The organism is Azospirillum sp. A26, from assembly GCF_042604635.1.
Lineage (GTDB): Bacteria > Pseudomonadota > Alphaproteobacteria > Azospirillales > Azospirillaceae > Azospirillum > Azospirillum palustre.
In genome coordinates this window covers 1,319,577-1,338,090 of sequence record NZ_CP170472.1, presented here as the reverse complement: position 1 = coordinate 1,338,090, position 18,514 = coordinate 1,319,577, and the positions used below count along the sequence as shown (strand labels likewise).

The window sequence follows — 18,514 nt, the reverse complement described above, 5'->3', positions numbered from 1 at the left end:
GGGCAAGCTAATCTCATCAGGGCAGAATTCATGCAAGCTACCACCTGGGACCTGTAAGCGCACACGTGAGGGAGATTTGAATTGCACCTGTATGGAGGTATGAAGGTTCTTTGTGGACTTCCAAAAGTTGTCCATTTGGCAGATCGCTATTCTAAACGGTAATTCCGATATAGATTGGCTTTTGTCACTCCGTTAGCATCAATGCTGAACCAATAACCTAATGGTTACGTCCATGCTAAAAAAATTGAAGGAAGAAGTTAAAAGCCCTCTCACTTTCAGCGGATGGCTCATTGGGCTTGCAGGACTTGCTTGGGGATTCTACTCATGGGCGGTCCCTAACCAATCTGCCGAGATTTCCTATCGTATTGAACAAGTTCAGATGCTAAATGCTGACAGCGGTGATCATAGTGCGAAGAATACTGGAGAAAATGGAAAACCTTTCCGTGTTTTAGGAAAAGATGGAGAAGAAATCACAAAAAATATATACGGTGCAAATATATCAGTATGGAATTCCGGTAATGTTGACCTAGGTCCTGAGAAAGTAAGAAGAACGTTGAGTATTGATGTCGGTGAGAGTGCAAAAATTATAAATGCGTCTTTGGACTATTCTACTGAAAACAACGTATCAGAGTTTTATATTGCAGGAGTCAGTAGAAATATCCCGATCAATTGGAGATTTTTTGATCCGAATTCAGGTTTTAGACTGAGGGTAATTTATTCCTCAGAAGAAAAATCAGAAATTAAGGTTGAGGGAAATATATTAGGTGCAAAAATAATTCATAAGGATGGACAAATTGTGGATGGAAATTCCACATTATCTATTATTGCGCAGGTTTCAAAATATTTGGCCTATGCAGTAAATTCCATATTTGTGTTCTTTTTAGTTTTGGGTTTATTAAGATTTTTGGTCACCAATAGGAAAAATTTGGCAAATGCGTCTTATCTGAAGGAATCACTATTTGGTTTCGTGGTGTTTTTGAATGACATTAAATACGTAGCGATTATATTCTCTATTGTTTTTATTTGTATGTACTACTTTGTAAAAAGTCAACAGCAGAATGTTTCTCCACCGTTTTGAATAATCAGGAGAGATTGTTATAATATATCTTGATGCTACCGAACTTTGGTTCCGTCATATTGCGAGATGTCGTAATGTCATCTTCGTAAAGGACATCATCCTCATCCGTTTTTGACAATTAATCGTCGACCGGTTCACGTAAGCGCACACCAGGGCCGCCGCCGTTCTGGGGGATGAACTCGACGCCAGCGGCCTCAAGGGCGGAGCGGATCGCATCAACCGTTCGCGGATACAGGCTCTCACCCCGCTCCAACCTAGCAATCGTGTCAGGCGACACCTTTGCAGCGGACGCTAAATCCCTGACACCCCAACCCAATGCGGCTCTTGCCATCCGACTCTGGACGGGAAACATCATAATCCTGTTACGAAGTTGTTGTCGGGATGTCTAACCGTCGTTATCGTAACGGAATACTGACCTTGTAACAAGGTTAGGACGGCCGAACCAAGAGCTGCGAACTCCTAGTCCGGCCTGACCATAACCCAAGCTTCGTGGGGCTGCGGATCATGGCTGATTCCGTAAATAGCACAGCTTTACCAAACGCCCCCAACAGCATTGTTCCCTTTATCTTCGAGAGCATAGAAGTCCGGTTGGCCGACAGGAACGGTGCTCCATGGTGGGTGCTCGCTGATGTCTGTCGCGTGCTGGAGATAGCCAATCCGTCGAATGTCGCGGCGCGCCTGGACGACGATGAGAAAGCTGACCTCCCTATTACGGAGGTTAGCTCCAATGGCGTCACGCAGAGCCGCACATTCACGATCATCAACGAGTCGGGTCTCTATAGCCTGATCCTGACCAGTCGCAAGCCAGCGGCGAAGCGGTTCAAGAAGTGGGTCACGTCGGAAGTCCTGCCGTCGATCCGCCGCACTGGAGCCTATGGCACCCCACCCCCGACCAAGACCTCCAGCTTCCCCGTCACCCGCGACACGACGATCATCCGCTTTCCCGAAGTCCACCGGCGCACCGGATATCACCGGACATGGCTGTTCCGACTCGAGAGGGAGGGCAAGTTCCCGAAGCGGGTGCAACTGGGCACCAAGTCGGTCGGCTGGATCGAGGAGGAGGTGATGGCCTGGATCGCCGGCCGGCAGGAGGGCAGGAGCGGGGAGGCGCTGCCCTGGCTCCTGGTTCCTCCCGGCGGGCAGGTGCCGGCGCAAGCGGCCCCGGCTCCAGCCCCTGAGCCGGTCCAGGCTCCGACGAAGCGCAAGCGGGGTCGGCCGCCACGGCAGCCGGCAGCCCCACCGCCACCCAGCCCGCGAGTCGAACGGCAGCCGGCCCCGGTGGACCGTCCGTCCCTGGCGGCCGATCTGCTGAACGGTCCGGACAAGATCGCCGCCTTCCTGGGCTTGACGGTTCAGCAGGTCCTCACGTTCGCGTCCCGCAGCCAGATCCCGGCCTTCTGGGTGGGCGCGCAGTTGCTGGCGCGCAAGAGCACGCTCACCCGCTGGGTGGCCGATGCCGAGGCCGCGGCGTTTCGGACAATGGCGGAGGTCGCCGAGCTCGAACGCCTCGCCGCCGGCACCGAGTCGCCGACCGCCCATCACCTCTCGCGCCAGGGGGACGCGCCATGACGACGAACACCGCCTTATCCGCCGCCATCGCGGACTTCCAACGCGCCTATGCCGAGCTGCACCGGCGCTATGTCGGCTACCGGTACGATGCCGCCTACCGCCGGGAGATCGAGCGGCTTCACGCCGAATTGGGCAGGGCCGTCCAGGCGGCTCCGCCGCTCACCTCGCTTCAGGATGCCGCCAGCCTGATCGGGCTGGAATGCATGCTGTTCGCGGAATATGAGGGCGAGTCGCCGGTCGGCATCCACGCCACCCGGCTTACAGCGCTGAAATCTGTGCGGGCGTTCCTTGAACGGCAGGCCGGAGGTGCGCCCGCCTGATCCTGAGGCGCGACGGCTTCCTCTCCTGGGCATCGTCCGGCTTGGGCTGGACGATGCCCATTACCCTCTTCCCCCAGTGCTCCAGGGCCTCGCGCTTTTCCTCCAGATATTCCCACTGGTCGTAGTGCCGCTGGGTGACGCCACGCGGCGCGTGGTTGAGGATGCGTTCCTTGATCGAGTCGGGGACCTGAAGCGCTGACAGGCCGGTGGTCACCGTGCGCCGCAGGTCATGGACCCGCCACTCCGGCAGCATCGGCGCGTCGGCCTGCTCCTGCGCCACGGCGATGGCTTGGTCCAAGCGCTCCTTCGCCTTGCCGAACCCGCTGACCGGCCGGACGCCGAGAGTGGTGAAGACGAAGGGGGAGGGCGGTTCTCCGGGACGGACGATCTGCCGCGGGATTGTCCGGAGGATGTCCAGCACCGGCCGCGACAGGGGCACGATGTGCGCCCGGTCCGCCTTGGTCTGCTCGGGCGATAGCGTCCACAGCCTGTCTCCGGTCAGGTCCAGATCGGCCCAGCGCATGGACGCCACCTCGCCCCGGCGCTGGCCGGTCAGCAGCAGTAGCTTGTACATCGGACCCCAGGGATAGCCTGCCTCGTCGGCGGCTCGCCAGAAGGCCTGGATATGCCGGCTGTCTAGGCGCACCGAGCGGATCCTGTTCGGAGCCGGCGCCTTCATGCGGTCGCACGGGCTGCGCATCGACTCGTCGTCCGACCGCTCCAGACGCCAGTTGAACAGCTTGCGCAGGATGTCGAACAGTCGATTCGCCGCTGCGCCCTTGCCATCGGCCATCAGGGCATCCAGCAGCGCCAGGACATCGCGCTTGCGGATATCGTCCGCGGGCCGGTTGCGCCAGGCGGGCAGGGCGTATTTTTCCAGAAACCAGCGGGTCTGGCCGGGCCGCTTCTGATGGAGTTCGGCGTGCTTGGACATGAACTCGCCCACCAGCTCGCTGAAGGTCTCGACGGGGGTGGCTGCTGCCTCCCTGGCCTCGGCGCGGGGGGCTGCTGGGTCCTGCCCATTGCCGAGCATGGCAATGGCCTCACCGGCTTTGGCGCGAGCCTCAGCCAGTGACAGCGCCGGATAGTGGCCCAGCACAAGCCGGCGGCGAACGTCGCTGCGGAAGCGATAGATGAGGAACCACGTCTTGCTGCGCGATCCGACTCGGAGGCCGAAGGCGGGCAGCGTCGCGTCGAACAGGTCGATCTGCATTCCTGGCGCTGGCACGCTGGCGTGCTCGACAACCTTGGCCGTCAGTTTGACCTTTGGCACCGGGCAACCCTCCACAGCCATGAATTCAGGTGACGAACTAGGTGACAGCGGCTTTGAACGCTCCTTCATCATAAGGAAACGGGAGGAAACATGGAAGGATGGAAAGGTGATGTGGATCAAATGATTAAGGCATCATTTGGAAACTACTGCGCCAGTATTGATTTTTGTTTACACCGAGAATGTCGGGGGTTCGATCCCCTCATCGCCCACCAATCTTTTCAATGACTTAGCTGTAATTCCAAAGCCCCTCGGAGGGGCTTTTGTCGTAATTGGGCAACACCGGGTGGATCGCCGCGAGGTGCACGAATGTCATGCTTTCGCGAACTGTTCAACCGGACGGCGGAGTCCTGTGGCTTTCGCGGGTACGATCATCACAATCAGGGCCGCCAGCAGGACGAAGATCCCGCCGACCCCCGCCAGCATGCCCGGTACCTCGCCGAATAGAAGCCAGCCCATTATGGCCCCGACCGGCACGCCAAGCAGATCCAGAGGTGCCAGGAGGCCGACGGGAGCCAGAGCGAAAGCGCGAGCGGCGAAGAGCTGCGCACCGGCGGCGCACAGCCCCAGCACGACAAGAACCGGCCAATCCGCGATAGGCGGCATCACCCATACCGGCAGAGCGACCGGCAGAGTGCCGATGACGGCGACCGCGCTGTAGATCAGGACGATCAGCGGCGCCGAGTTGGTGCGGGTGAGTCTGCGGACGGCTGTTTGCGATCCGGCGGAGGCCACGGCGGCGGCCACGGCGGCCAGAATCCCGATGCGCGATTCCGGGGCCTGCATCTCCGGCCAGGACGATAGGAGGACACCGGCGAAGCCCAGCACGACGGCGCTCCACACCAATGGTCCCGATCGTTCCCCCAGCATCCATCGGCCGGCGATGGGCATCATCAAGGTCCGGCTGATGTAGAGAACCATCGCCAATGCCAGCGGAAGGACGGTGACGGCATAGAGCAGGCCAAAGATTGCCACCACCCCCAACAGGCACCGTATGGCATGCCCCCGCAAATCCCGGGCTTTTTTGAGGTCGGCCAGAAGCCGCCATGTTCCGGCCACCATGACCGCGGCGACCAGAGACCGGATGGCCGTCATCTCTATCGCCGGCAACTTCGTTCCAAGCAATTTCGCCGCAGCACTCCCTGCACAGAATGCGACAACGGAGCCCACCGCCCAGGAAGCGGCGGCTATACTGCCATTCGTTGCGATTCGCATGCTTCAAGACCTCTTTTCACACCAAACGTGCATTTCCAGGTATGCAATTCTCTGTTGAGACATTGTGCTCCGCTTTCCGCCCGTTGCGCGAGAGCAACAGTTTTGGTGTGCAAGTCTCAAAAAACGCTATTCGATGGCAGAATTGCCATTTTGATGGTGCCACCCGTGAGTAGCGTTGGCAATGTGGATTTGCCACCCAAATACTCTGGAATCCCATGGCCACAACCGAGATCCCGACAGAGCTTTCCGACTTGATCAGAATCGCCGCCGATGTGCGGGGAGCGATCCTGATTTATGAACGGAACGTCGTCGTGTTCGCGAATTCAGAGGCTCGGGAGCTGCATCACCAGCACGACTGGTCCACAGTCATCACGTTCGACGATATTTTTCAAGTCGGTGTCGCGCGCGGCCGGATCGCCGAACCGGCCATCCTTGCCGACCCGGAAGCGCACCTCGCTTACGCAAAGATGGCGCGGGCGAGAGAGCTGAGTTTCCAATTTCGCCGCAACTACGATGGCGTTCCGTATGACCGGTATCACACCGGGCTGAACGCCGACTGGAACGCGCAGATCTGGGTGCCGGTTCGACGTTCCGTGTACGACGCCGACGATTCGTCCGTGCTCAGTCTGCAGGCGCTTTCGATGCGCAACCGGGCCCAGGCGACGATGGCGGCGTTGCTGGAGCGGATGGGGGTGGCTGCGGCGGTCGTAACCGCCGATGCCCGGCTCGTTGACAGCTCTTCGCTCATGGTGCGCCATCTGCGCATCGGCGGTGTGCTGGAGCGCGGCCTGGGGAATAAATTGACCTGCGGGGATGCGCAAAGTGCGGCGCGCCTGCATCAGGCCATCGCGGCGGTAGCGGGTGGCCGCAATGGTGAGGCCCTCGTTCCGGTCTGCGACGGTGCCGCCGTCCAACTCGTCGCGGTGATGCCGGCGCACGAGGGGCAGGCCATCGTCGTCATGCAGGACCTCGCCCGGCCGGAGCCCCTCCAGGAAATTCTGATTTCGGCTTTCGGTTTGACGAAGACTCAGGCCGAGGTCGCCGTGCGTGTCGCTGCTGGAGAAAGCGCCGAGGAGATCGCGGCGGCGCTTGATCGAAAGCTGGGCACGGTCCGTCGGCAAATCGCCACGTCGAAGGAAAAGATCGCCGTCGGAGGACAACAGGATATCGCTCGCGTCGTGACCCGGGCGGCAACACTATTCGGTGGCATTCCGCCATTGAATTCATAGAGGAAGCAATATGGCAAACCTTGAATATGTGAAGAACTATGATTTCTCGCGCGTGATTGCTCACATGGTCCGTGATGGTCTTTCGCAGGAAGAGGCGGCGCAGTCGGCCGACCATCTCCGGGCCTTCATGGTTCTGAATGCCATGCACCTCGACTCGCCTACCTGCTTGGTGGCCTGGGAAGGCATGGAACCGGCGTGGCACGCCTTCATCCTCGATACCCGCGCCTATGCATCGTTCTGCGAGCGGGCTTTCGGGCGCATGCTTCACCATTGGCCGGATGCCTATGGCACCGACGAGTTCCGCGCCGGCTGGTCGAAGACTGTCGAACTGGCCGCCAAGAATTTCGGAATCTTCCTGGATCGTGATCCGGAAGCCCGCGAAGCCAGCCGCGGCAAGCAGTGGAACATGGCTGCGCTCTGCAACCGTCCCTTGGAGCAGGGCGAAGACCCTGAGGATCCCATCATCCGACAGGTCGCCTGAGCGCGGCTGACGGGCGCCCGCTTGCGCCAACAAGCGGGCGCCCTCTCCGGGCCGGTCAGCCAGCCCAGACGATCAACCGAAGCCGTAGGAAGCAACGATGATCAACCGCCAGCATACCGCCGTAGGCGGCGGGTGCAAGAGCAAGAGTATGCCCGATGCGCAATTGCCGTATATCGATCACTTATCCATCGACCAGCTTCGACAACGAGCGGCGGATGATCGCGCGGACGCGCTGGCGTTGATCGGCGGCTCCTCGCCCGGAACCCTTTCCATGCTGTTGGAAGATGCCGAGCGATGCGAGGCGAGGGCGACCATGCTCGAGCAGCGGTGCAGCGACTCCATTCCCGGCGGCCTGGACGACCTGACGGTCGAAGTTGCCATCGTTCAGTTGATGCATGCGGCGCGTGGCCGCGTGGTCGGTGATCGCGCCGATCGCCCTGGAACTCCCATCACCGCGATAAAAGCCGACATCCTGCGCAACATGGATCGCGGCACCGCTTATGCCTTTGTCGCCCACTGTGCCGACTCCACACGACTCCGTCTGCAGTCCACCCCTCAGCCGACGCTGGAGGGTGCCTACGTCGCGGCTGTCCGCTGCCTGACATCCATGGCGGCGAGGCAATGCTGATGTCGTGCATCGAGCCTTCCGCGCGGCTGCGCACGCCGGTCGGCACGGCGTTGGAGGCGGATGTGGGGGCGTCGCAATCCCGCGGACGGGATATGATGGCGCGGCTTGGTCGGCTGACGGCGCGCGAGGTCGACGTGCTGGTGCGCCTCGTTGCCGGAAAGAGTTCCAAAGCCATCGCCTCCGATCTCGGCATCAGCTTCAAGACGGTGGAGTGCCATCGCGCCCGCGTCATGGAGAAGCTTGGATGTTCCGGTCTCTTCGAACTTGGGCGCGCGTGGGAGGCCGCTGTGTGGAGCAGCGGCCATAAAATCCCGCGATAAGGGTCGCGCTGCGAATGCGCCGGGTGGGCGCGCCTTGTTGCACTTACTGTTCGCCGCAGGAGTTCGGCTGGTCCTTCATGCCGACATAGCCTTGCCTGGCGTCGTAAAGGAACTGGTATTGCCGCAGGAAATGGCGGCCGGTGTTGATGAAGGGCGCCTTCTTGGGAGCAGGGGGTGGCGGTTCGGTGCTGGAGGGTATTACCTGCGCCGGTTCGTTCGGCGCTCCGGTACCGACGAGGAAGGCGTCGATGGCGATTGGATCGGCGGCGTTCGGAATGTTGACAGCCACCGAAGTTCCGGGAGCCAGCACCTTCACCGTCTTCGTCGGCTCGCTCAGATCGGTCTGCTCCACCGTATGGAATTGGATCGTCGGCGGCAGCGTCACGTAGCTTTGCGGGATGCCGGTGTCCACCAGGATGTTGGCCGATGTGCAGATCGGGCCGCTGGCGTCGCGGTTCACCCCCGGATTCACGGTGATGCAGCCCTGCGGCATCATCCAGTCGCCGGGATACTGCGCATAGGGGGCCAGCTTGGCGAAGCGGAAGCCTGACGTGTTGTCGGCGGTCAGTCCGACCTGTATGCCCTGCCGGCCGATGATATAGCCCGCGTTCAGCGTGCCGTCGGCGATGGGTTGACCGTTTACGCTGCGCAGATTCAACAGGACGTTCTTGTCCGGCGTGCCCTGCGGTTGGAAATCCGCCTCCTGGCCGAAGCCGACGCCCATGTACAGCACCGGCTTGGCCGGTGCCGGCAGACCGGGGCAGATCTGCTGGTCATGCTGGTAGCTGTCGCAGGTGCCGGCTTTCTCCACACCGAGAATGAAGACCTCGGAGGTCGCGACCTTGTTGTTGGCGCGGTCATACAGGGTCACCGTCGTCGGCACCCAGGTGCCGACCCACAGAACCTTGCTGCTCGACAGGAATTGGGTTCCAGGCTTGGCACCGGGCGCCGTCTTCAACGTCTCATAGTTCGGGATGTTGGTGGCCGACATGGCGACGCCGACCGATCCGGTGTCCATCGTCACCGTGTGGATGGCGCTGTCGCCGGCGATGCTGAAATTCAGCTTCGGCGGGTCGGTGAAGGACACCGGCTGGAAATTCGCAAAGGGAATGCATTGCGTCACGCCGGCGCTGCCGTAGCTCGGCAGGCCCTGGGCCAGAGCAGGGACTGCTGCAATCAGCGTCAGCACGGTGGCTGTGACAGGGCGCGAAGCCCTACGGTAAAATCTCATGGGGGGTGCTCAGAAATGATTGAGTCTCCCATGAAGGTTGCTCGAAATTGTGACGAAATCCAGCAACCAATATCGCCGAAAACGCGCGAATCCAGGCGGTAGAACAACCGTTGGCGGGGCCATTGAAGGTGGGTCAGCGGGCGTGCTGATCCAGGAAACTGCGGCATTGGTCGAAATCGCGCAGGCACGGGTCGGGCAGGGCGATGCCCTTGCGCTCGGCCAGACTGCGGGCGAAGGCGAGCATACGCTCGGTCGGCTCGCGCCGTCGCCGTGCGTCGGAGATGGGTGCATCGGCAACCGGAGTGTTTTCCGCAACGGCGGCAGCCGGCGGGGCAGTGCCATCGGCCTTTGCCTTGCGGGTGCGCCGCGGCTTCGGCGCCACAGCTTCCCCGTCGGTGGAAACCGTGGCTTTGCGCGTTCGCCGGCGCACCGGCTTGGCCGCGTCACCGGGAGCTGCTGGAGCGCTGCGGGCTGGCTTCCCCCTTGCGGCTGTGCCCCGGCGGGCGAATCGCGCCTTGGGGGCCGGCAGGCCGAGGTCGAGCGCGGTGCCGCGTTGTCCGACCAGCGCACCGATCAGCCGGTCGGCCTCGCTGGCAATGGCATCGATCACGCGGCGGAAATCGGCACGGCCGGTCACCACCTCGTCCAGCTTCATTTCCCACAGTGCGGTGGTGCCGGGATCGACCAGGGTCGGGGCGGCCGCGTGCAGGGTCTCGAACAGATGCAGGCCGGCCGGGGTCGGCACCAGCCATTTGCCGTCCGCTCCCAGCAGGTTCTGCTTGCGCAGGCCCTTGATAACCTCGGCGCGGGTGGCCGGGGTGCCGATTCCCTTGGCTTCCTTCAGCCGGTCGCGCAAGGCCGGGTCCTCGACGAACCTCCAGGCATTCTGCATGGCATCGACCAGCGTGCCTTCATTGTAGCGCGGCGGCGCCTGGGTGCGCTTGGCCTCCACCTTGGGATCGCTCAGGGTCGCCGGTTCGCCGTCGGTCAGTGGCGGCAGGGTCTGCTCGCTCTCATCCTCCGGCTTGCCATCGGAGTCAGCCGAGCCGAAGGCGGCCTTCCAGCCCAGCTTCAACGGGATGCGGCCGATGGCGCGGAAGGCGGCCGGCTTGGTCCCTCCGGGCATCGGCACCGGGACCGGCATGGTCACGCTGGTCAGGCGATACTCGTAATCCGGCATCACCGCCGCAAGGTACGACCGGCAGATCAGCGCGAACAGCCGTTTCTCGTCATCGCTCAGCCGGAAGAGCCGCGATTCCAGATCGTCCAGCACATTGACGTTGGGGATCACCGCATGGTGCGACACGCCTTCCAGCGCCTTGTCGCAGAAATGGCCGGACTTGCCCTTGCGGATCACCGGGCGCCGGACATCCATGTGGTTCTCCAGATGCGCGAAGCCGCGCAGCCGGGTCAGCGCTCCGACGATGGCTGGCGCATCGGCGATCTGGTTTTCCGACAGGTATCGCGCCTCGGCGCGCGGATAGGTGATGAGCTTCTTGCCTTCGCCGTCATACAGCTCCTGCGCCACCGCCAGCGTGCGGTCGGCGGTCCAGCCCCAGCGCTGGCCGCAGGTCTTCTGCAGCGACGGCAGGTCGTACAGCTTGGGCGGCGCCTGCCGCTTCTCCTCCACCGTCACGGTCAACGGGCCGCGGTGGTTATCGGCGGCGCGCGCGATGGCCTCGGCGGCGGCGCGGTCCTTGATGCGGTCCTTCGGCGCCGGGGCATGGCGCATCTGGAAGCTGCCCTCCGCCACGGTGGCGGTGGCCACCACCTCGAAGTAATCCTCCGGCTTGAAGTTGCGAATCTCCAGCTCGCGCAGGCAGACGATGGCCAGAGTCGGGGTCTTCACCCGGCCGATGCCGATGACGCCGCGGGTGCCGGGGGCCAGCAGGGTCTTGGTCGCCGTGCGGGTCAGCGACAGGTTGAAGATCTGGTCGGCCTGCTGGCGCGCCACAGCTGCCTCGTAGATCGGCCGCATGCTGTCGTTCGGCTTCAGCGCGGCGAAGGCGTCGCGCAGGGTTTTCGGATCCTGGGCCGTGAAAATCGCCCGTCGCACCTTGCCGCGATAGCCGACATGCTCCAGGATTTCCTGGCCGATCAGCTGGCCCTCGCGGTCGCAGTCGGTGGCGAGGATCACCTCGTCGCAGCCGCGCAGCGCGGCGGTGATCGCCTGCAGCTTCGCCGCCTTGTTGCCACCCTGGTCGGGCCGGGTCGGATAGAGACCGTCCGGTTTCAGCAGGGTCGGCGACCAGCGCTTCCAGGCGGGATCGACCTCGTCAGGCTCGGCAAGCCGCAGCAGATGGCCCTCCGCCGGCAGGATGCGGCCGTAGCGGTCGCCCAGGGCCGCGCGCAGGTCCTTCGCCTGGCTGGATTTCTCGGTGATGATCAACGTCGCCATGCGCCGGAGGATACGGGAATGAAGGAAACGGAGCAAGAACATGCGCGCGGCCGGCGTGACTTTCGGCACGGCGCCGTTGCCGCAGCCTTGGCCGGCCTGACAATGCTGGCCGGCGTGCCCGCAGCCCATGCCGAGCGGCCGTTGTTGCCCGGCGTTGGCCCCGGCGACCGCCGGGTGCCGGTCGATGCCGCCGCCGATCCCTGGCGCAGCGTGGTACGGGTGCAGACCAATCTGGCCGGACGCTGCACCGGCGCGCTGGTCGGCCGGCGCACGGTGGTGACCACCGGCCATTGCCTGTTCAACCCGCGCACCCGGCGCTTCCTCCAGGCGTCGTCGCTGCATGTCCTGTTCGGCTACGACCGTGGCGAGTTCACCCGTCATGTCACGGTGTCGCGGGTGGCGACCGACCCGGCTTACGACCCCGCGGCGGCGGCGCCCATGCTTGCCGGCGACTGGGCGGTACTGACCCTGGCGGAGCCGGCGCCGGACTCGGTGCAGCCGCTTCCCATCAGCGTGGCGCCGTTGCGGCCCGGCACGCCGCTGATGCTCGGCGGCTACAGCCAGGACCGGGCGCAGATCCTGATGGCCGACAGCGCCTGCCATCTGTTGGGGGAAAGCGGCGGTCTTCTTGTGCACGACTGCGACGCCACGCGCGGGACCAGCGGCGGGCCGCTGCTGGTGCGGACGGCGGGCGACAGCGCGCCTAAAGGCATCGGGGCGAATGGCGGGGGGTGGGCGGTCGCCGGAGTCGGTGTCGCTGCCGGAAACGCACCGGCCGTGCGCAATTTTGCGGTCCCGTCCGCACATTTCGCCGCACTTTTGGCGAAGGATACCGCTGCGGGTCAGCCCTGAGCGGCGGATGCGCATTTTTTTCTTCGCGCGCGGCCCCGAATGGCATAGACGTACCCGCATCTTTTTCAGCCCCTGGAACCCGGAGTCTTTCCGTCATGTCGATCCAGCGCTTCCACATCGGACCGCGCATGAGCCAGATGGTCGTCCACAAGGACACGGTCTATCTCGCCGGTCAGGTCGCCGACGAGCCGACGCCCGACGTCGAGCGTCAGACCATCCAGATCCTGGCCCAGATCGACGCCCTGCTGGCGGAAGCGGGCAGCGACAAGGGCAAGCTGCTGTCGGCCACCATCTATCTGGCCGACATCGCCAGCTTCGGCGCGATGAACAAGGCCTGGGACGCCTGGGTCGATCCGGCCAATCCGCCGGCCCGCGCCACGGTGGAAGCCAAGCTGGCCGCACCCCAGTATCTCGTTGAAATTCAGGTCACCGCTGCTAAATAAGGCGGCGGAAACGGGGCGACCCGGCAGCCTCGGTTGGGGTGTGCCGGCGTGGCCCGAACGCTGTGAGGGCCGCGCGCTTCAATATTCCGACAAATTGCTTGTCGGTTTACGGAATGTTAATGACGCCTTAACAGATCGCCCGTAAAACCCCGACCAACCTCTGCCGCCGAAGCGGACGACCCCTGACGGTCGCGCTTCGGTTGTCGCGTTACTGCAATGGAACCGCAACATGCCGCGCCAAACGCCACTGTCTGACATTCGGAACATCGGCATCATCGCCCACGTCGACGCGGGCAAGACGACGACCACCGAGCGTATTCTGTACTACACCGGTCGCAAGCACACGATCATCGACGTCCACGAGACGAAGGATCTGAAGACGTCGACGACGACCGACTACATGGAGCAGGAGCAGAAGCGCGGCATCACCATCCAGTCGGCCGCCGTTTCGACCTTCTGGCGCGAGAAGAAGATCAACGTCATCGACACCCCGGGCCACGTCGACTTCACCATTGAGGTGAATCGCTCGCTGCGCGTGCTCGACGGCGCGGTCGTGGTGTTCGACGGCGTCGCCGGCGTGGAGCCGCAGTCGGAGACCAACTGGCGTCTGGCCGACAACTACAACGTGCCGCGCATCTGCTACGTCAACAAGATGGATCGTTCGGGCGCGAACTTCCAGCGTTGCGTCAGCATGATCAAGGCCCGCCTGAACGCCCGCCCGGTCTGCATCCAGGTCCCGCTCGGCTCGGAAGACAACTTCCGCGGTATGGTCGATCTGGTCGAGATGAAGGCGTATGTCTGGTTCTCGGACGACAAGGACGCCAAGTGGGAGATCTGGGAGATCACCGACGATCTCGCCCAGAAGCTCAACCTGACCGTCAAGGAAGACCTGGACAACATCGCCAGCATCCCGGCGCTCCGCGCCGAGCTGGTCGACACCGCGCTCGAGCAGGACGACGCGGCGATGGAAGCCTATCTTGAGTCGGGTGAGGATCCGTCGCCGGACGTGCTGCGCGCCTGCCTGCGCAAGGGCACCATCACCAGCGCCTTCACGCCGGTGCTCTGCGGCTCGTCCTACAAGAACAAGGGCGTCTGCCAGGTTCTGGACGCGGTCGTCGATCTGCTGCCGGCCCCGACCGACGTCGAGGCGATCAAGACGGTGGACGAGGACGGCAACCCGAACGGCGAGCGTCTCAGCTCCGACGACGCGCCCTTCTCGGCGCTGGCCTTCAAGGTGCTGAACGACACCTACGGTTCGATGACCTTCGTCCGCGTCTATTCGGGCGTGCTGACCAAGGGCATGTCGATCCTGAACTCGACCCGGGGCAAGCGCGAGAAGATCGGCCGCATGGTCGAGATGTACGCGAAGGACGCCAACCCGATCGAGGAAGCCCGCGCCGGCGACATCATCGCGCTCGTCTCCCTGCAGGAGACCGAGACCGGTGACACGCTGTGCGACGCCTCCGCGCCGGTGATCCTGGAGCGCATGCGCTTCCCCGACCCCGTCATCAGCGTCTCGGTCGAGCCGAAGACCAAGGGTGAGCAGGAGAAGTTCTCCATCGCGCTCGGCAAGATGGTCCGCGCCGATCCGTCGCTCCGCCTGGAGACCGACCGTGAAACCGGCCAGACCATCCTGCGCGGCATGGGCGAGCTGCACCTGGAAGTGACGCTCGACCGCATGCGCACGGAGTTCGGCGTGGAAGGCAATATGGGCAAGCCCCAGGTCGCCTACCGCGAGACGATCACCAAGCCGGTCGAATACACCTATACCCACAAGAAACAGACCGGTGGTTCGGGCCAGTTCGCCGAGGTGAAGATCGTCTTCGCGCCGCGCGAGCGGGGCGAGGGCTTCGAGTTCCTCGACGAGACGGTCGGCGGCACGGTTCCGCGCGAATACGTTCCGTCGGTCAAGAAGGGCCTGGAGATGCAGAAGGAAGACGGCGTCCTCGCCGGCTACCCGACTGTCGACTTCAGCGCCCGCCTGGTGGACGGCAAGTACCACGACGTCGACTCGAACGCCCTGACGTTCGAAATCGCCGCCAAGGCCTGCTTCCGTGAGGCTCTGCCGAAGGCCGGTCCGATTCTGCTCGAGCCGGTCATGAAGGTCGAGATCGTCACCCCCGACGATTACCTGGGCGACGTCATCGGCGACGTGAACCGTCGTCGCGGCACCGTCCTGGGCCAGCTGGAGCGTGGTTCGAACATCGCCGTCGAGGCCAATGTCCCGCTGAACGAAATGTTCGGCTACATCGGCCAGCTGCGCGGCATGACCTCGGGCCGTGCGTCCTACACGATGGAGTTCAGCCATTACGAGCCGGTGCCGCGCAACGTCACCGACGAAATCGTGGCCGGCCGCAACAAGGCCGCCTGATCGCTTGGCTCCGAGTTTTCGGGGCCGGCAATCGGGAGACATCCGGTAAAGCAGACGGCCGGCGGAGCGATCCGCCGGCCGTTTGCCGTTTCAAGGGACGGCGCCGTTTCAAGGGACGGGGGATGGAAACAGGAGCATAAGGCGTCCGTTCCAGACCGGCCCACCGCCTGCACCGACGGCATAAGGGACATAGGTCGGCGGCCAATGACCAATTCATTATCGTTTTGCAACCAAAAAATAGTTGGCAGTTCGGCGAATCCGTGCCCAAATTTGGAGCATGACGATTCGACGCTTCTTTTCCTTGACTGTGCTTTTGACGCTGACCCTCGGGGTGCCGGCCGGGGCAGGGCAGGGGAACATGCGTCTGGACAGTCTTTTCCAGGCTTTGAACACCACCGCCGACGCGACATATGCCGAATCGGTGGAGGAGCATATCTGGGACTTCTGGCTCGATCATCCCGACCCGGTGATGGTGCGCGACATGCGCGCCGGGGTGAACAGCCTGAACGGCGACGACTACGATTCGGCCCTGCACGCCTTCGACGCCGTGGTCGCCCGCGACCCGTCCTATGCGGAAGGTTGGAACAAGCGCGCCGCCACCCATTACATGCTGGGCGACTATCGCGGCGCCATGTTGGATCTGCATCACGCGCTGTCGCTGGAGCCCCGCCACTTCGGGGCGCTGGTGGAGTTGGGGTTGGTCTATCTGGCGTTGGGCGACGAGAGGCCTGCTTTGCGCGCCTTCGATGCAGCGTTGAAGATCAATCCGCATCTGACGCGGGTTCGGGCGCAGGCCGATGCGATCCGCAATCGCCGGGCGGGAACCGATCTGTAGCGTTCAGGCCGGGTCTTTCGTTCGCTGTCCTGGCCTTGTTGCAGCCTGGCCCGGTCGTCGTTCGGGTGCCGCCGGTCATTCGGCCTTGACAAGTCCCAGGGTTTTCCTATAGTCGCACCCTCTCGCCGCCCTGCGTGGGTGGCGGGTAACATTGTGCGTTCCCGGTCCCGGTCTTGTGTCGGGCGGGATTTGCTCGGTGTGTAGGCGGCCCGACGGGCTGCCGTTGAGATATCGAGACTGAGGAGAGTAGCGTGGCGCGTATTGCTGGCGTCAACATCCCCGCGCAGAAGCGTGTGGAGATCGGGTTGACCTACATCCATGGCATCGGCCCCTTCAAGGCCAAGGAAATCTGCGCGAAGCTGGAAATCCCGGCCGAGCGTCGCGTCAACGAGCTGACGGACGACGAAGTCCTGAAGATCCGCGAGACCATCGACGCCGACTACCGCGTCGAGGGCGATCTTCGTCGTGAAGTCGCCATGAACATCAAGCGTCTGATGGACCTGGGCTGCTACCGTGGCCTGCGTCACCGCAAGGGCCTGCCGGTCCGCGGCCAGCGCACCCACACGAACGCCCGCACCCGCAAGGGTCCGGCCAAGCCGATCGCCGGCAAGAAGAAGTAAGAGGACGAACGCAAAATGGCCAAGCCCTCCGCCGCTTCTCAGCGCCTGCGTCGTCGCGAGCGCAAGAACATCACCGCCGGCGTCGCTCACGTGAACGCCTCGTTCAACAACACGATGATCACCATCACCGACGCGCAGGGCAACACCATTGCCTGGTCGTCGTCGGGCACCATGGGCTTCAAGGGTTCGCGCAAGTCGACGCCCTACGCCGCCCAGGTCGCTGCCGAGGACGCTGGCCGCAAGGCTCAGGAACACGGCATGAAGACCCTGGAAGTCGAAGTGAAGGGTCCGGGTTCGGGGCGTGAGTCCGCTCTCCGCGCCCTGCAGTCGATCGGCTTCCAGATCACGTCGATCCGCGACGTCACGCCGATCCCGCACAACGGCGTTCGCCCGCCGAAGAAGCGCCGCGTCTGATCTAGCTTTGTTTCCGCACCCGCGGGGACCAGCCATTCCGGGACAGGGGGCCGCAGCCATCGCGGTCCCCTCAGCATGGGAATGGCTCGGGCCCCGCGGGTTCGTGTTCACCCGATGGCATCTTGAGGTCGATCCGTGCTTCAGAAGAACTGGCAGGAACTGATTAAGCCGAGCAAGCTGGACATCCAGCCCGGTGACGACGCCGACCGCTTTGCGACCGTGGTCGCCGAGCCGCTGGAACGCGGCTTCGGTCTGACGCTGGGCAACGCGCTGCGCCGCATCCTGCTCTCCTCGCTGCAGGGTGCCGCCGTCACGTCGATCCACATCGACGGCGTGCTGCACGAGTTCTCGTCCATCCCCGGCGTCCGCGAGGACGTGACCGACATCGTCCTGAACATCAAGACGATGGGTCTGCGCATGGGCGGCGACGGCCCGAAGCGCATGCGTCTGCGCGCCGAAGGCCCGGGCGAGGTCAAGGCCGGCATGATCGAGACCGGTCCCGACATCCAGGTCATGGATCCGGAACTGATCATCTGCACGCTGGACAACGGCGCGCGGCTGAACATGGAACTGACGGTCGAGACCGGCAAGGGCTACGTCCCGGCCAGCCAGAACCGTCCGGAAGACGCGCCCATCGGCCTGATTCCGATCGACGCCCTGTTCTCCCCGGTCCGCAAGGTCTCCTACAAGGTCGACAATGCCCGCGTCGGGCAGGTCACCGACTATGACCGCCTGTCGATGACGGTGGAGACCAACGGTTCGGTCAAGCCGGACGACGCGGTGGCTCTCGCCGCCCGCATCCTGCAGGACCAGCTGCAGCTGTTCATCAACTTCGAGGAGCCGACGCACGCCGTCTCCGAGGAGAAGCACGAGGAGGTTCCATTCAACAAGAACCTGCTCCGCAAGGTGGACGAGCTGGAACTGTCGGTCCGTTCGGCCAACTGCCTCAAGAACGACAACATCGTCTACATCGGCGATCTGGTGCAGAAGACGGAGGCGGAAATGCTCCGCACCCCGAACTTCGGCCGCAAGTCGCTGAACGAGATCAAGGAAGTGCTGTCCCAGATGGGCCTGCACCTCGGTATGGAAATCCCGAACTGGCCGCCCGAGAACATCGAAGAGTTGGCCAAGCGTCTGGAAGAGCCGTACTAAGCATCTCAGCATTCTGCCGCGCCCCGTCCGCCTCCGGGCGGGAGGGGCGCATTCCCCAGGGCCACCACGGCCCGACCCGGCTGCCGTA

The 18,514-nt window shown here is 63.1% G+C and carries 19 protein-coding genes; 14 read left to right on the top strand and 5 right to left on the bottom strand.

The features are described from left to right. The first annotated feature begins 232 nt into the window (after window positions 1-232). Complete coding sequence (locus ABNQ39_RS06810) at window positions 233-1,078, top strand: hypothetical protein (RefSeq protein WP_376959611.1); 846 nt, start codon at window positions 233-235, stop codon at window positions 1,076-1,078. A 118-nt stretch (window positions 1,079-1,196) separates the two neighbouring features. On the opposite strand, the gene ABNQ39_RS06805 is transcribed toward ABNQ39_RS06810, so the two are convergent. Beyond that, the gene (locus ABNQ39_RS06805) at window positions 1,197-1,409 is read right to left on the bottom strand and encodes a helix-turn-helix domain-containing protein (RefSeq protein ID WP_376959765.1); all 213 of its coding nucleotides are present in this window, start codon (window positions 1,407-1,409) and stop codon (window positions 1,197-1,199) included. Between the two features lie 173 nt (window positions 1,410-1,582). On the opposite strand from ABNQ39_RS06805, the gene ABNQ39_RS06800 reads away from it, so the two are divergent. Next, on the top strand, window positions 1,583-2,647 hold the full coding sequence (locus ABNQ39_RS06800; RefSeq protein WP_376959610.1) for a BRO family protein: 1,065 nt from the start codon (window positions 1,583-1,585) through the stop codon (window positions 2,645-2,647). Further along, on the top strand, window positions 2,644-2,967 hold the full coding sequence (locus ABNQ39_RS06795) for a hypothetical protein (protein ID WP_376959609.1): 324 nt from the start codon (window positions 2,644-2,646) through the stop codon (window positions 2,965-2,967). The genes ABNQ39_RS06800 and ABNQ39_RS06795 overlap by 4 nt, the downstream gene beginning before the upstream one ends. Here ABNQ39_RS06795 and ABNQ39_RS06790 read toward each other — a convergent pair. Continuing rightward, window positions 2,906-4,360 (bottom strand): tyrosine-type recombinase/integrase, encoded by a 1,455-nt coding sequence (locus ABNQ39_RS06790; protein ID WP_376959608.1) that lies wholly within the window; start codon window positions 4,358-4,360, stop codon window positions 2,906-2,908. The two genes, ABNQ39_RS06795 and ABNQ39_RS06790, sit on opposite strands and share 62 nt — an antisense overlap. 189 nt (window positions 4,361-4,549) lie before the next feature. Next, window positions 4,550-5,452 carry a DMT family transporter gene (locus ABNQ39_RS06785; protein ID WP_376959607.1) on the bottom strand — a complete coding sequence of 301 codons (903 nt, stop codon included), beginning with the start codon at window positions 5,450-5,452 and terminating at the stop codon, window positions 4,550-4,552. A gap of 215 nt (window positions 5,453-5,667) precedes the next feature. On the opposite strand from ABNQ39_RS06785, the gene ABNQ39_RS06780 reads away from it, so the two are divergent. The 4 genes from ABNQ39_RS06780 (at window position 5,668) to ABNQ39_RS06765 (ending at window position 8,110) form a co-directional block, all read left to right on the top strand. Then, complete coding sequence (locus tag ABNQ39_RS06780; protein WP_376959606.1) at window positions 5,668-6,681, top strand: helix-turn-helix transcriptional regulator; 1,014 nt, start codon at window positions 5,668-5,670, stop codon at window positions 6,679-6,681. A gap of 10 nt (window positions 6,682-6,691) precedes the next feature. Continuing rightward, a complete protein-coding gene (locus ABNQ39_RS06775) occupies window positions 6,692-7,162 on the top strand; it encodes a glycine-rich domain-containing protein (protein ID WP_376959605.1) in 471 nt (156 codons plus the stop codon). A 97-nt stretch (window positions 7,163-7,259) separates the two neighbouring features. Then, a complete protein-coding gene (locus ABNQ39_RS06770) occupies window positions 7,260-7,790 on the top strand; it encodes a hypothetical protein (RefSeq protein ID WP_376959604.1) in 531 nt (176 codons plus the stop codon). Continuing rightward, a complete protein-coding gene (locus ABNQ39_RS06765; RefSeq protein WP_376959603.1) occupies window positions 7,790-8,110 on the top strand; it encodes a response regulator transcription factor in 321 nt (106 codons plus the stop codon). Before ABNQ39_RS06770 ends, ABNQ39_RS06765 begins: the two co-directional genes overlap by 1 nt. Before the next feature lie 43 nt (window positions 8,111-8,153). On the opposite strand, the gene ABNQ39_RS06760 is transcribed toward ABNQ39_RS06765, so the two are convergent. Together ABNQ39_RS06760 and ABNQ39_RS06755 are read right to left on the bottom strand one after the other, a co-directional pair. Next, the gene (locus ABNQ39_RS06760) at window positions 8,154-9,299 is read right to left on the bottom strand and encodes a hypothetical protein (RefSeq protein WP_376959602.1); all 1,146 of its coding nucleotides are present in this window, start codon (window positions 9,297-9,299) and stop codon (window positions 8,154-8,156) included. 175 nt (window positions 9,300-9,474) lie between these two features. Next, window positions 9,475-11,739 (bottom strand): DNA topoisomerase, encoded by a 2,265-nt coding sequence (locus ABNQ39_RS06755; protein ID WP_376959601.1) that lies wholly within the window; start codon window positions 11,737-11,739, stop codon window positions 9,475-9,477. An 18-nt stretch (window positions 11,740-11,757) separates the two neighbouring features. Between ABNQ39_RS06755 and ABNQ39_RS06750 the strand changes: the two genes are divergently transcribed. From ABNQ39_RS06750 to ABNQ39_RS06720, 7 genes are all read left to right on the top strand, one after another. Continuing rightward, window positions 11,758-12,591 (top strand): trypsin-like serine peptidase, encoded by an 834-nt coding sequence (locus tag ABNQ39_RS06750; RefSeq protein ID WP_376959600.1) that lies wholly within the window; start codon window positions 11,758-11,760, stop codon window positions 12,589-12,591. Between the two features lie 95 nt (window positions 12,592-12,686). After that, window positions 12,687-13,034, top strand: a complete 348-nt coding sequence (locus tag ABNQ39_RS06745) for a RidA family protein (RefSeq protein WP_376959599.1) — start codon at window positions 12,687-12,689, stop codon at window positions 13,032-13,034. Between the two features lie 229 nt (window positions 13,035-13,263). Continuing rightward, entirely contained in the window at window positions 13,264-15,405 is a 2,142-nt protein-coding gene (fusA, locus tag ABNQ39_RS06740; RefSeq protein ID WP_098739534.1) for an elongation factor G, read from the top strand. Between the two features lie 358 nt (window positions 15,406-15,763). Continuing rightward, complete coding sequence (locus ABNQ39_RS06735) at window positions 15,764-16,240, top strand: tetratricopeptide repeat protein (protein WP_376959598.1); 477 nt, start codon at window positions 15,764-15,766, stop codon at window positions 16,238-16,240. Window positions 16,241-16,491: 251 nt separating this feature from the next. Further along, window positions 16,492-16,860 (top strand): 30S ribosomal protein S13, encoded by a 369-nt coding sequence (rpsM, locus tag ABNQ39_RS06730; protein WP_012974491.1) that lies wholly within the window; start codon window positions 16,492-16,494, stop codon window positions 16,858-16,860. A gap of 15 nt (window positions 16,861-16,875) precedes the next feature. Next, window positions 16,876-17,274, top strand: a complete 399-nt coding sequence (gene rpsK, locus ABNQ39_RS06725) for a 30S ribosomal protein S11 (protein ID WP_012974490.1) — start codon at window positions 16,876-16,878, stop codon at window positions 17,272-17,274. Window positions 17,275-17,409: 135 nt separating this feature from the next. Next, complete coding sequence (locus ABNQ39_RS06720) at window positions 17,410-18,426, top strand: DNA-directed RNA polymerase subunit alpha (RefSeq protein ID WP_098739536.1); 1,017 nt, start codon at window positions 17,410-17,412, stop codon at window positions 18,424-18,426. Window positions 18,427-18,514 lie beyond the last annotated feature (88 nt).